This is a genomic window from Embleya sp. L77, assembly GCF_055557415.1.
The window spans coordinates 1,136,536-1,150,225 of sequence record NZ_CM145710.1; the positions used below are offsets into that span (position 1 = coordinate 1,136,536).

The following is a 13,690-nucleotide window of genomic DNA, read 5'->3' on the forward strand; positions in this document are numbered from 1 at the left end:
CCGACGACGGAACAGGCCGAACGCACGCCGGCGGGGCGACGTGCCCTCGGCGGGCGGCGCCGGGTGGGCCGGACTCGGGTCGTGCTGGACCCGGAGGTGGGATTCCTGGATGGCCGTGAACTCCTCGGGTGCGTACCGACGGGGTGTCGGCGCCGGGCGGACCGGCGGCGTACGTGGGCGAGCACCGGTCGGGATGCGGACGGCGACGCGTACGCCGGGTGTGCCGTGGCCGGCCGGTGTCCCGGGGACGTCGACGTCCCCGGGACACCGGCCGGTTCCGGGCAGCGATCAGGTCGCGGTACGACCGCGACGCCGGCCGAGCACGACGGCACCGCCACCGAGCAGGAGCAGGCCCGCGGCTGCGCCGATGTACAGCGCGGTCTTGTCGTCACCGCCGGTCTCGGCCAGGCGCGGCGGCACCGCCGACGGGGTGGCCGGGTTGCCACCGGACCGCCCGTCGGCGGCCGGCGGCGCGGTCGGGTCGCCGGGGCGGGCGGTCGGCGGCGCGGTCGGGTCGCCGGGGCGGGCGGTCGGCGACACGGAGGGGGTGCGTGCCTCGGGCGCCGAGCCCTGAGGCGATCGGGGAGCCGGGGGTGTGCTGGGCACAACCCGGCCGTCCGCGGCGTGGGCCGCGCCCGCCGGCGGGGCGTCCGCGGCCATGGCCGCGCTCTGCGGCAACAGCACGGCGGAGGCCGCGAGTACGAGGCCGGCGCCGAGCACGCGCCCGGCCCGGACCCGGCCGCCGTGCGGCGAGGCGGTCGTGCGGCGCGGCAGGCGTGGGGAAGGAATGAACACCGTTCTCCTTGTGGAGCATCGAACGGGCCGCCGTGTACACGGAGGCCGCCACCATCGAGTGACGGACATCCAGACGCGCGGCCCCGCGCCGGGTTCCCGATCCCGGCGAACTTTTTCGCCGGACCCCGGGAATGCCGTCGCCGGCGCACCGGGCCGAACCCCGGCACGTGACCGGAAGCACACCGAATTCGCCGTCGCACGGCCCGGATCGAGTCACATCCGGCCGACCGAACACGTCACATGTTCGAGGGCGTACGGCCCGGGCCCGATCGCGAGGGATGCCGCGGTCGGGCTCGGCCGGCACGGCGCGCGAACGAGAGGGACGTCGCGAATGAGCACAGGGGAACAGACCCGCACGGCCAAGGGCGGGGCGAACACCGACCGGCCCGTCCCGGACGGCGCGGGCGTGCGGTTCGCCGACGCCGTCGACAGTCGACTGGGCATCTACGGCGCCGCCAAGCGCCACCTGCGGAAGGTCTTTCCGGACCACTGGACCTTCATGCTCGGCGAGATCGCCCTGTACAGCTTCATCGTGCTGCTGTTGACCGGCGTCTTCCTGACGCTGTTCTTCAAGCCGAGCATGCAGCAGGTCGTCTACGACGGCTCCTACGTACCGCTCCAGGGCATCCACATGTCCGAGGCGTACGCCTCGACGCTGGAGATCAGCTTCGATACGCGCGGCGGCCTGATGATCCGTCAGATCCACCACTGGGCGGCGCTGATCTTCATCGCGGCCCTGTTCGTGCACATGTTCCGGATCTTCTTCACCGGAGCGTTCCGCAAACCCCGGGACATCAACTGGCTGTTCGGCTTCCTGCTGCTGATCCTGGCCATGCTGAACGGCTTCACCGGCTACTCGCTCCCGGACGACCTGCTCTCCGGCACCGGTCTGCGGATCGCCGAGGGCGTGATCCTGGCCATCCCGCTGGTCGGCACGTACCTGCAGTTCTTCCTGTTCGGCGGGGAGTTCCCGGGCGAGGACATCGTGCCCCGCCTGTTCACCATCCACGTGCTGCTCGTCCCGGCGATCATGGTCGGCCTGGTCACCGTGCACCTGACCCTGGTCTGGTACCAGAAGCACACCCAGTTCGTCGGCCCGGGCAAGAGCGAGAAGAACGTGGTCGGCCAGCCGTTCCTGCCGGTCTACGCGGCCAAGGCCGGCGGCTTCTTCTTCCTGGTGTTCGGGGTGACCGCGCTGCTGGGCGGGATGGTGCAGATCAACCCGATCTGGGCGTACGGTCCCTACAACCCGGGTCAGATCAGTGCGGGCTCGCAGCCGGACTGGTACATCGGCTTCCTGGAGGGCGCGCTGCGCATCATGCCCAACTGGGAATGGAACATCGGGGGCCACACACTCAGCTTCAACGTGCTGATCCCGACCGTGATCCTGCCCGGTGTGCTGTTCACCCTGATCGGCGCCTACCCGTGGATCGAGGCCTGGATCACCGGTGACAAGCGTGAGCACCACCTGCTGGACCGCCCGCGCAACATGCCGGTCCGCACCGGCCTGGGCGTCGCCTGGATCGTGGCCTACGGCGTGTTGTGGGTCTGCGGCGGCAACGACGTGATCGCCACCCACTTCCACCTGTCCATCAACACGATCACCTGGGTCGGCCGCTTCGCGTTCCTGATCGGGCCGGTCCTGGCCTATCTGGCCACGGTGCGGATCTGCAAGGGTCTGCAGCGGCGCGACCGGGACAAGGTCCTGCACGGTCGCGAGACCGGCGTGATCAAGAAGCTCCCGCACGGCGAGTACGTCGAGATCCACGAACCGCTCGACGCCGGGGTGCGCCACGCCCTCACCGCCCACGAGCAGCCGAAGCCGTACGAGCCGGCGCCGGCCGAGGACGAGAACGGCGTGGCCCGCAAGGTCACGCGTGCGCAGAAGCTGCGTTCGAGGATGTCGCACTGGTACTTCGCCGAACCGGTCGCGAAGCCTACCGCCGAGGAATACCGGGAACTCGCCGGCGACCACGAGCACCCGTAGCGGACCGCCGCCGCCCGAGCCGACCGATCACCGGCGGCCGCACTCCTCGGAGGAGGGACCCGTCATGTCCTCGACCGTCCCGCACCGCGCGGCCCCCGGTCGGACCGGCCACGACCCGCGGGTGGATCCTGTCCTGATCCACGCGGTCCACCACGCCCTGCGCCGAGACCTGCGCACGTTGGTGGGTTGGGCCCGAACCGGCGTGCCGGTGGCCACTCCCGGCTGGACGGACTTCCACCGGTACCTCACCGTGCACCACGAGGCCGAGGACGCCGTGTTGTGGCCCCTCCTGCACGCCGCGTCGGGCCCCGGATCGGGGCTGCGCCGGGTGCTCGTCGAACTGGCGGACGAGCATCGGCGGGTGGCCGAACTGGTGGCCACGGTGGACGACTGCCTGTCCGGCCGCGGGCCCGCCAGTCGCACGCTGGAGCACGCGACCGCGCTGGCGGCGGCGTTGACCGCGCACCTGCACCACGAGGAGACGACCGTCCTGCCGCTGGTGGCGAACCTGGTCACGCCCGGCGACTGGGCGCACTTCGACATCGCCCAGCGGAAACCGCTGGGTCCGGGTCCCGGGGCGGCGTTCCTGTCCTGGCTCCTCGAAGGACTCCCTCCGGACCGGCAATCCGCCGTCCGGTCCCAGTTCCCGCCGGCCGTGCGACTCGCCCACCGCGCCCTGCGCGCCGGGCACGCCCGCCGGGTCCGCTGGTGACACCGGGCAACCAAGCACACCGACCGGTCCGCGTCGCGGGCTCGGGGAAGCACGCGCGTCATACCGACATGGATATACCAGACCTCGGATTCGGCATTTGTATGTGATGTCTCCCGGGGTCAGGATCCATCTTGACGCGCTGTGAACATCGGCCGCCGCAGCGGCTTTGCGGAGTGAACGCCCGCCCCCCGAGTGGATAGGTCACCCATGCGTAATTCGGCTCCGACACAAAGCGTGGACCCCGGCGAAAAGGCCGCCGGCAGAACGGCCGCCGCGACATTGGCCGGGACCACGCTCGAATGGTACGACTTCTTTCTCTACGGCACGGCTGCCGCACTCATCTTCGACAAACAATTCTTCCCCTCCCTGAGCCCGGCGGCGGGTACTCTCGCCTCCTTCGGCACGCTCGCCGTCGGATTCGTCGCCCGACCGCTGGGCGGGCTGGTCTTCGGCCATTTCGGCGACCGCATCGGCCGAAAGGCGACCCTCGTGGTGTCGCTGGTGCTGATGGGGGTCGGCTCGACCCTGATCGGCGTCATTCCCAACTACGACACGATCGGATATTGGGCACCGGTCCTGCTCGTCCTGCTGCGCATCGTCCAGGGCATCGGGCTGGGCGGCGAGGGCGCCGGCGCGACGCTGATGTCGATGGAGCACGCACCCGCCGGGAAGCGGAACCTGTACGCGGGATTTCCGCAGATGGGAACACCCGCGGGACTGGTCCTGGCGAACATGGTCTTCCTCGCCGCCAGTACCGGGATGAGCGATCACGCATTCACCGGATGGGGCTGGCGCATCCCGTTCCTGATGAGTTTCGTCCTGGTCGCGGCAGGTCTGGTGATCCGCCTGCGGGTCAGTGAATCCCCATCCTTCAATCGTGCCCTGGAACAGGACCACGTGGTCCGATTCCCGCTCGCCGAGGCATTCAAGGTCGGTCTTCCCCGACTCGGTCTCACCCTGCTCGCCGTGGTCGCCAACTCGGCGGTCGCCTATGTCTTCATGGTGTTCACGCTGTCCTACGGCACCAAGCATCTCGACTATGAGAAGCGATTCCTGATCCTGAGCGTCTCGGCCGCCGCCGTGCTCTGGTTCGTGAGCATCCCGCTGTGGACCCGAATTGCCGACCGATACGGCCGGCGCACCATGTTCATCGGCGGTTCGGCCGCGATCCTGGCCTGGTGTATCGCCTTCTTCCCGTTGCTGAACACCGGGAATTCGGCGCTCGCCGTGCTCGCCCTCGCCGGAATGGGCCTGATCATTCCGATCACGCACTGTGTACAGGGCGGCATCATCGCGGACACGTTCCCCGTGCACGTCCGCTACTCGGGGTCCTCGCTGATCCTGCAACTCGGCGCCGTGCTCGGCGGCGGACTGGCACCGACGATCTCCACCGCGCTGTTGAACTCCGGCGACTCCTCGACCGGCGTCACGTGGTACCTGGTGGCGATGTGCACGATCAGTCTGGTCGGCGCGATCGCCCTGTTCCGCGTGGTTCCCGAGGGCGCGCCCGAACCGGCCGCCCGCCCGGCGCCGGCCGTCGCGGAGGCGTGAGCTCTCGGGCATCCGAATCGATCGTGTCCCTAATCGATCGTGTCCCGGCGGCGGGTCGCGCCGGGGTCAGGAACGGCCGCGTGGCTTGCCGCGCTTGGCGCCCTTGCTCGCGCCGGGCCCGCCGCGCGCGCCCTTCCCGGCCGACCCGCCGGCGCCCGGCTTGCGTCGGGCACCGGAGGCGTCGGGGCGCTGGGCCTTGGCCTTGGCCTTGGCCGCGGACTTGGGTTGCGGCGGGGTCGGGGTCCGGCCGCGCGAGCTGTTGACCGTGCGGCCACGGACGATCCCGATGAACTCCTCGACCAGGTCCGTGGTCCGCGCCTCCGGCCACGCCAACGCCACGCGCGACTCGGGCGCATCGGTGACCGGCCGGTAGGTCAGGTCCTTGCGGTGGTGCAGGCGGGCGAGCGACTGCGGGACCACGAGCAGGCCCACCCCGGCCGCCACCAGTTCGACCGCGTCCGCCGTGGTCGCGGGCCGTTCCTTCGCGGGCATCCCGGGGCGCCGCTCCCACTCCAGGGTGTCGTCGAGGGGGTGCAGCACGAGCGCGTCGGCCAGGTCCTCGGCGACCACCTCGTCCACCGCCGTCACCTCGTGGTCCTTGGGCACCACGACCACCGTGGTCTCCGCATACAGCGGAATCGCGCTCAGGTCGGTCCGCTCGATCGGCAGCCGCACCAACCCCGCGTCGGCCTCGCCCGCGCGCAACACGTCGGCCGCGTCGGCGGCGGACACCGCGATCAGGGTCAACGGCACGTCGGGCAGCCGCTCGTTCCAGACCCGCACCCATTTCGTGGGGGTCACTCCCGGAACGTAGGCGAGCCGGAACGGGGTGGGTGCTTCCGAGCCTGTCACCACGTCAGGCTACCGGCCAGGATCGGAGGCACCGCACACGGTCGCTACTCTTGACACCATGACGTCGCACAAGACCACCCAGACGATGAAGCCCGCGACCGCGGCGAAGAAGCTGGGCGTGTACCTCCAGGCCACCCCCGCCGAGTTCCAAGAGGGTGTCGTCTCCCGCGACGAGTTGAACGCGCTGCAGGCCGACCCGCCCGAGTGGCTCCGGGAACTGCGCCGCAACGGCCCGCACCCGCGGCCCGTCGTCGCGAGCAGGCTCGGGGTCTCCATCGCCGGCCTCGCCCGCGGCGGCATCACCGACGCCCTCACCACCGAGCAGATCGACGCGCTGAAGGAGGACGGTCCGGAGTGGCTGCGCCAGGAGCGCGCCACCCAGGCCGAGGTCCGGAAGGAAACGATCCGGATCAGGGAGAAGAACAAGGAGAAGAGCGCGGAGCAGAGCGACGAGGCCCCCGCGAAGGCGCGCCGACCGCGCTCCTGACCCGCCGTACGGTGGTCGCCCGGCCCCGGGCGGCCACCGCCGCGTCGGCCGGGATCGGCGGGCGCCACCGCCACCGTGATCAACGGCCGCGAGGCGCCCGATTCGGCGGCCGCCGCCATGCACCGGGCTCGCGCCGGCCGCCGCTACGGACCTCGAACCCCGGCCGGGCAGCGTTCCGTTGCGGCTCGCCCGAGTCGGCCCCGACCGGGCAGGGGCCGCTCAGCCGATGTCGTGGGTCAGGCCGGCGGTGGCGAGCAGGTAGGCGGTCATCGGTGCATAGTCCCGGGCGTCCACGACGTGGTCGTCGAGCGGGACGGTGACCGTGACGGTGCCCTCGGCCTCGCCGAGGAACAGCGCCGGGTCGTTGCAGTCGGCGAACGCGACGGTGGGAATGCCGTGTTGCCCGGCGCGGCCCGCCCAGCCGTGATCGGCGACCACCAGGTCGGGCCAGGGCTGCCCGGCCGCGGCGAGGGCATCCAGGATCGCGCTCATCGGCTGCGGCGCGTGGGTGTGCCACAGCGTGGCCCCGCGCTCGAGCACCGCCACGTCGCCGAACTGGCGCACGCTGCCGCAGGTGTCGTCGTCACCCTCGGTGGTGTGCAGCCCGCGCGGGATGTCGAGGATCTCGGCGCCGGCCGCCCGCAGTGCCCGGCCGATGGCCTGGTGTACGTCCAGCAGGCCGCCGGGGTGTCCGGTCGCGAGCAGCACGCGCAGCCGTCGGGCGGCGGCGTCGCGCAGGACGGCGGCCATCCGGTCGAGCCCGTCCAGGGTGAGCCGCGGGTCGATGGTGTCCTGCCCGGTGCGGTGGTCGGGGTCGGGATGCACGCCCACCCGCTCCACCATCACGGCGAGCACGTCCTCCTCGGTCTTCCAGCGATCACCCAGGTCCAGGCCCAGCCAAAACCGCCGGTTGCCCTTCACCAGTTCGACATAGTGCCGGAGGTTGACCTCCCGGGGCGTGGCCACTTCGCCGGCGATGCGGGTGTTCGTCAGGTGCCGAAGCAACTCGTCACGGGACGGAGGGGTGTTCGGCGTCGTCATGCGGCCATTGTGCCCACCCGGTCGGAGACCCACGGCAGCCGGGGCCCGTGACCGGTGCGGCGGCCTCAGCCGCGGAACCGGGAGAGTTCGCCGCGCGAGCCGACGCCGAGCTTGGGATACGCCTTGTAGAGGTGGTATTCGACGGTGCGCGGGCTCAAGAACAACCGGCCTGCGATGTCCCGGTTGCTCACGCCCTCGGCGGCGAGTCGCACGATCTGCAGTTCCTGCGGGGTCAGCCGGCCCAGTACGTCCGCGTCCCCCGTATCGGCCGGAGCCGCGTCTCCGGTGGCGCGCAGCTCGATCCGGGCCCGGTCGGCCCACGGCGACGCCGCCAGGCGCTCGAAGGCGGCAAGCGCGGCGCGCAGTGGGGTGCGTGCGGCCGAGCGCCGGCGGGCCCGACGCAGCCATTCGCCGTACAACAGTTCGGTGCGCGCCCGTTCGAACGGCCGCCCGCCCCGCTCGTGTTCGCGAATCGCCTCGGCGTACAGCTCGCCCGCCGCATCCGGGTCGGCGAGCAGCGCCCGACAGCGCAGCGCGACCGCGATCGCCCACGGGGTCCCGCTCGCCCGGGCCCACGCCTCGAAGCGCTCGCCCGCCTCGCGCCCGCGCTCGGGGGTGCCCGCCCGGACGGCGGCCTCGACCAGGTCGGCCTGCGCGGCCACGGCCGCGGCGGTGTGCCGGGCCGGGCCGCGGGTGCGGTCGGTCAGCCGGCGGACCGCCGGTTCGTACCGACCCAGGGTGAGGTCGAGCAGCCCGAGCACGCGGTCCGCGGCGACCGCGGCCTCGGCGACGCCGCCGAATTCGGGCATGTCGGCCCGGTCGGTGCCGGTCGCGAGCGCCGCCCGGCAGCCGGCCTCGTCACCGCGCACGGCGGCGATCCGGGCGGTGATCACGCCGAGTCGGGCCGGTCGGTGCGCCTGCCCGGTGTCCCGCGCGAGGGTGAGCGCCTCGGCCACCGTCGCCGCCGCGTCGTGATCCAGGCCCGCCATCGCCTGGGCGTGGGCCAGGACCTGGAGCGTGCCGGGCAGCGCGCCGAGTTGGCCGCGGGCCCGGGTGCGTGCCGCGTCGGTGGCGGCCAGTTCCAGGGCCGCGTCGTCGTCGCCGAGCAGTACCGCGACGGTGCCGGCCAGGATCCGGACGAGCAACGGGCCGGGCGGGCGAGCCCGTACCCCGGTGACGAAGGAGCGCAGGACCGGCAAGCTACGCGCCGGGTCGTCGTCGACCAGGTGTGCCAGCGCGGTGATCGCGGCGGCCGGCGACCCCGGGTCCACCGACGCGCCCGTGGCGGACGGCAACTCGGCCGCGAGCACGGCCAGTTCGCGCAGCTCGACCTCCTCCGCCACGGACCACGCGCTGCCGGCGGCCATGGTCAGCAGGCTCAGCGCCAGGTCCGGGTGGGTGGGCGCGATCGGTCGGGCGTGTTCGATCAGCAGTCGGGCGGCGCCGCGCGGGGTGCCGCGTTCGGTCGCCGCGGTTGCCCGGACCATGGCCAGGCCGGCGCGCAGCAGCGGGTCCTCGGTCTGTGCGAAGGCCCGCTCGGCCAGCGCCGCCGCGTGCTCGGTGCGACCCGCGATCACCGCCGACTGGGCGGCCAGGACGGTACGCCGGGCCCGATCCGCACGCTCCGGGCTGAGCCGGGCGGCCCATTCGTGGATCGGCGCGGCGGCCCCGGTCGCGCCCCGTTCGTGGGCGTGCACCGCGGCCCGCTCCAGCGCGGCGGCGACACTCTCGTCCGGCCCGGCGGTGCCCTCGGCCGCGTGCCACAGCCGCCGCTCGCCGTCGGTGACCGCCGCCAGCGCGCGGTGCACCGCCAACCGGCCGGCCACGTCGGCCCGCTGGTAGGCGGTCGAGCGGACCAGCGGGTGCCGGAACACGATCCTGTTGCCGGTGCCGGTGTCGCGCAGCAGGCCGGCCGCCACGCACGCGTCGAGGTCCTCGGCACCGGCGCCCAGGGTCCGCGCGGCCCGGAGCACCGTGCCCAGGTCGCAGGTGCCCTCGGCGGCGGCGACGGTCAACACCACGCGGGCGGGTGCGGGCAGCCGGTCGATCCGGTCGCCGAACTCCGCCAGGACCCGGTCGGTGACGGGCAGCGCGGTGGGCGGGTCGATCCGGCCGGTACGCGTGTCCGCGTCGAGTCCGGCGGCGAGTTCGATCAGGGCCAACGGGTTGCCGGCGGACTCGGCGACGACTCGCTCGCGCAGCGCCGGGGTCAGGTCCGGGACCCGTTCGGTCAGCAGTGCGTCGGCCAGGTGCCGGTCCAGTGCGGACGGCGCGAGTTCGGGCAGCGCACGGGCCTCGAAAGTTTCCGGTGTGTCCCGGGCGGCGAAGAGCACGCCCACGCCCTCGGCGTCCAGCCGCCGGGCCGCGAACAACAGCACTTCGGCGGAGGCGGCGTCCAGCCAGTGCGCGTCGTCGATCAGGCACAGCAGCGGCCGCTCCCGGGACAGGTCGGAGAGCAACCCGAGCACGGCCGAACCGACCAGGTATCGGTCCGGACCCGCCGCGGCCAGGCCCAGCGCCCCGCGCAGTGCGGCGGCCTGCACGTCGGGCAGCGTGTCCAGCCGGTGCACCACCGGTCGCAACAGCGCCTGCAACGCGGCGAACGGCAGGCCCGCCTCGGCCTCCACGCCCGCGACGCGCAGCACCCGCACATCCGCGGCGTCGCGCGCGGCCTCGTCCAGCAGCGCGGTCTTGCCGATGCCGGCCGGTCCGCGCAGCACCAGAACCGCGCTGCGGCCTGCCCGGGCCCGCTCGGTCACCGCGGCGATCGCAGCACGTTCGGCATCGCGGCCCCACAACCTCGCACGCGTCGCGTCGCCGGCCCGGGACGAGGGTGTGGTCACGACTGCGGGCTCTCCGGGTTCGTGTTCGCACCGCCCCTCGGCTCCCGAGGGGTCGGTCGGCCGGTCGGTCCGGGCACATGATCACCGTAGGGGGTGGACCGAAGCCGCTCACGGGCCGGGCACGGCGGCGCCGGGGGCGACGGGCGACGGCAGGGGCCGGCGGCTGGTCCGCGTGCCACCCCCGGCCCGCCGGGTGTGGCCGAGGGGTCGGCCCTGCCCGTTCATCGGCGCGAAATCTCGCCATAAGCCGGCCGATTCGACACGTTCTCCTTTTGTTGTCCACCGGGGAGACTGATGGCGCGGTGCGGCGACCCCAGCCGCCTCATCCGCACCAGCGGAGGAGGCGTTGGGCACGCCGACCGCGAACGACCGTACGACACATGGTTCGTGTGATGACCTACCCGCCTTTTTTGCAGGAAGGATCGATATGAGCCCCGTAACGGTGGAGATTCGCGACGCCGGGCCGCTCGACGTCGAAGTGGAAGAGGAAGCCGTCGAGTTCGAGGACGAATCGAACCCGGACCGCCGGATCGAGGCGTGTCTGCCCGAGCCCTGGCCCACCGCGACGACCCGCGTCGGGTGTGACTGGAAGGACTGACCCGACGGATCCGGCCCGACCCGGTGACACCCGGACGGGCCCATGATCCGGACCGCTCGATGGTCCGGATGCACCGGCACGCACGGCGGCCCGATCGGAAAGCGCTCGACCCGATCGGGCTCGCGTCCCGGCGGCGAAGCACGCACGAGCCACGGTGCGCGGGGCGCCCTCCGGCGACCCACCCGCGGCACCCGTGGCCGCGACGAAGCGGGCAGCGGCAGAAGCGGGAGGGGACATGGTGCGATCGATTTCGGCCGGATCCGCGCAGGACCTTCGCACCCGACTGGATGCACTGGTGGCCGGTCACGATCGTCGCTGCCGCGCGGACGACGTCTGGCTGCACCTGTTCGACCCGCGCATGCCCGCGCTCGACCACGGCTGGAAGTTGCACGTCTCGGCCCGCCCCGAGGACTTCGTATCGACGCTGGATCTGCTGGTCCCGGTCCTGCTGCGCTACACCTGCCTGGCCAAGTTCGCGGTCAGTACCACCGTCCTGGAGGAACTGAACGCCGGCGTACGCGACCCGGCGGTGGTCGGCAAGGCGGTCACCGTCTACCCGCGCGAGCAGGACGTGACGGCCCTCGGCCGGGAACTGGCCGACGTACTGGCCGGTCGCCACGGCCCGCGCGTGCTCGGGGACCGCCGGGTCCGGCCCGACGCGCCCGTCTACTACCGCTACGGCCCCTTCCGCGCACTCGGGCCCACGGCCGCCGAGTTGGTGATGACCGGCCCCGACGGACAGCGCTTCCCCGGCCGGGCGAGCATCCGCTACCGCCAACCCCCGTGGGCGGCCGACCCGTTCGGCGCCCCCGCACCCGGCGCGGGGCGACCCGCCCGCCTGGTCGGCGGTCGCTACCGGCTCACCGCGGGCATCGCCCGATCCCCGCACGGGGACGTGTACCGCGCCTCGGACACCACGACCGGCGCGCGGGTGGTGGTCAAGCAGGCCAGGGCGTACGCGGGCGAGGACGGCGACGGGGTGGACGCCCGGGGCCGGTTGCGGCACGAGCGCGCCGTGCTGGCGACACTGGCCGACCTGGACGGCGTGCCGCGGGTGATCGACCATCTGCGCCACGGCGAGGACGAATACCTGGTCACCACCGACTGCGGCCCCGCGGACCTGCGCCGCGACGTGCGGACGCACGGCCCCTATCCGGGCGACGCGCGGCCCGGGCGCCGGGTGAGCGTGCTGGCCCGCCGACTGCTCGCGGTACTGGACGGGATGCACGCCCGAGGCGTGGTGATGCGCGACCTCAAACCGGGCAATGTGGTCCTCGACACGGACGGCACCTGTCGGGTGGTCGACTTCGGCATCAGCGCGCTGGGCGCCCACCGCCCGGCGGGCGGCACCCCCGGCTACACCCTGGCCACGGGCTCGACCGACGACCCGCCCGATCCCGCGGACGACCTGTACGCGCTGGGCGCGACCCTGCACTACGCACTGACCGGCATGGATCCGGTGATCGTCGATCCCGACCCGGCCGTCGGCCGCGACCGCACCCTGGCCTGCCTGGCCGCCGCGCTGCCGGGCGCCGCCCACCGACCGGTCCGAGCGCTGGTCGCCGGGCTCCTGAACCTCGATCGGGCCGAGCGGATCGACTGCGCCCGGCGGCTGCGGGCCGGCCTGCCCGAACCGCTGCGCGGACGGCGGTTGCCGGCGCCGCCGCGGATCACCGCCGGCCTCCTGGACGACGTGATCGCCCACACCGTGGCCGACTGCGTACGCGCCGCCGCCGACCTGCCCACCGGGTCGGGCCCGCGGCCCGGATCGACGCTGACGCTCTACGCGGGCGCGGCCGGAGTGGGCCTGGAACTGCTGCGGCACATCGACCGACCGGGCGTGCCGGAAGCCGTCGCCGGGCTGGCCCGGCGCACCGCGACACACCCCGAACTGGACGCGCTCTCCGGTGCGTTGTACACCGGCCGGACCGGGGTCGAGCTCTTCCTGTGCGGCGCGGCCGCGCTGCCGGACGCCGACGTCCCGCGGCCGGCCCTTTCCACCGAGCCGCAGCCGTACGACGACACCGGCGACCAGATCGGCGGCGCGGCCGGCGCCGGAACGGGCCGGCTGCTGCTCGCCCGGCAGGCGCACGCGGCAGGTCGCACCGCGCAGGCCGCCGCACACCTGGCCGCGGCGCACTCCTGCGCCGAGTCACTCCTGAACCGCCCGCACGACCCGGAGCACCCCGAACTCGACCTGCCACCGGCCTCCTCGCGCGCGGCCTACGCGCACGGCTACGCCCACGGCAGCGCCGGCATCGTGCACTTCCTGCACGCCCTCACCACCTGCGGGGACGCCGGCGCCGATCCGGCTCTCGCCCGCGCCGCCCGTGCGGGTCTGGATCGACTCGCCGCACGCACACCGGAGTTGCTGGCCTCGGCGGCGCGCCCGGGCGCCGCCCGGCACTTCGGGTCCTGGTGTCGGGGCATGGCCGGGATCGGTACCGTGCTGATCGCGGCGGGCTCGCCCGCACGAGATCCCGAACTGCTCCAACTCGGCCTGCGCTGCGCCCAGTTGTGCCATGAGCTCGCACCGAGGATGAGCCTGGTGTCGCAGTGCTGCGGCCTGTCCGGAGTCGGCGAACTGCTCGTGGACGCCGCGCTCGCCACCGACGACGACGCACACTGGCGGGCCGCCGAGGACGTGGTGGCCCTGATCCTGGCCCGCAGCGGCGGCACACTACGGCGTCCGCTGTTCCCGGACAACACGCTCACCGGCACCGATCCCGGCTGGGCCACGGGCGGCACGGGCGTCCTGTCCCTGCTGCGCCGCGTGCGCGACCGGGGCGGCGAGCGCCTCGTTGCGCCGCCGCGGGGCCTGTGA

The 13,690-nt window shown here is 73.4% G+C and carries 10 protein-coding genes; 6 read left to right on the forward strand and 4 right to left on the reverse strand.

Annotated features, from left to right (window positions below):
- Positions 1-288: 288 nt before the first annotated feature.
- Positions 289-795 (reverse strand): LAETG motif-containing sortase-dependent surface protein, encoded by a 507-nt coding sequence (locus ACZOOI_RS35050; RefSeq protein WP_465283598.1) that lies wholly within the window; start codon positions 793-795, stop codon positions 289-291.
- A 331-nt stretch (positions 796-1,126) separates the two neighbouring features.
- Here ACZOOI_RS35050 and qcrB point away from each other — a divergent pair, with 331 nt between their 5' ends.
- The 3 genes from qcrB (at position 1,127) to ACZOOI_RS35065 (ending at position 5,045) form a co-directional block, all read left to right on the forward strand.
- Positions 1,127-2,782 (forward strand): cytochrome bc1 complex cytochrome b subunit, encoded by a 1,656-nt coding sequence (gene qcrB, locus ACZOOI_RS35055; RefSeq protein WP_465283599.1) that lies wholly within the window; start codon positions 1,127-1,129, stop codon positions 2,780-2,782.
- 64 nt (positions 2,783-2,846) lie between these two features.
- Complete coding sequence (locus tag ACZOOI_RS35060) at positions 2,847-3,494, forward strand: hemerythrin domain-containing protein (RefSeq protein ID WP_465283600.1); 648 nt, start codon at positions 2,847-2,849, stop codon at positions 3,492-3,494.
- 207 nt (positions 3,495-3,701) lie between these two features.
- Positions 3,702-5,045, forward strand: a complete 1,344-nt coding sequence (locus ACZOOI_RS35065; RefSeq protein WP_465283601.1) for an MFS transporter — start codon at positions 3,702-3,704, stop codon at positions 5,043-5,045.
- Positions 5,046-5,111: 66 nt separating this feature from the next.
- On the opposite strand, the gene ACZOOI_RS35070 is transcribed toward ACZOOI_RS35065, so the two are convergent.
- Complete coding sequence (locus ACZOOI_RS35070) at positions 5,112-5,897, reverse strand: LysR family substrate-binding domain-containing protein (RefSeq protein ID WP_465283602.1); 786 nt, start codon at positions 5,895-5,897, stop codon at positions 5,112-5,114.
- 58 nt (positions 5,898-5,955) lie between these two features.
- Between ACZOOI_RS35070 and ACZOOI_RS35075 the strand changes: the two genes are divergently transcribed.
- Positions 5,956-6,384, forward strand: a complete 429-nt coding sequence (locus ACZOOI_RS35075; protein ID WP_465283603.1) for a DUF5997 family protein — start codon at positions 5,956-5,958, stop codon at positions 6,382-6,384.
- Positions 6,385-6,603: 219 nt separating this feature from the next.
- On the opposite strand, the gene ACZOOI_RS35080 is transcribed toward ACZOOI_RS35075, so the two are convergent.
- Both ACZOOI_RS35080 and ACZOOI_RS35085 read right to left on the reverse strand, forming a co-directional pair.
- Entirely contained in the window at positions 6,604-7,425 is an 822-nt protein-coding gene (locus ACZOOI_RS35080) for a phosphatase (protein WP_465283604.1), read from the reverse strand.
- Positions 7,426-7,490: 65 nt separating this feature from the next.
- Entirely contained in the window at positions 7,491-10,268 is a 2,778-nt protein-coding gene (locus ACZOOI_RS35085) for a helix-turn-helix transcriptional regulator (protein WP_465283605.1), read from the reverse strand.
- Between the two features lie 427 nt (positions 10,269-10,695).
- Here ACZOOI_RS35085 and ACZOOI_RS35090 point away from each other — a divergent pair, with 427 nt between their 5' ends.
- Positions 10,696-10,866, forward strand: a complete 171-nt coding sequence (locus tag ACZOOI_RS35090) for an SflA family class IV lanthipeptide (RefSeq protein WP_465283606.1) — start codon at positions 10,696-10,698, stop codon at positions 10,864-10,866.
- A 235-nt stretch (positions 10,867-11,101) separates the two neighbouring features.
- On the forward strand, positions 11,102-13,690 hold the full coding sequence (gene lanL, locus ACZOOI_RS35095; RefSeq protein WP_465283607.1) for a class IV lanthionine synthetase LanL: 2,589 nt from the start codon (positions 11,102-11,104) through the stop codon (positions 13,688-13,690).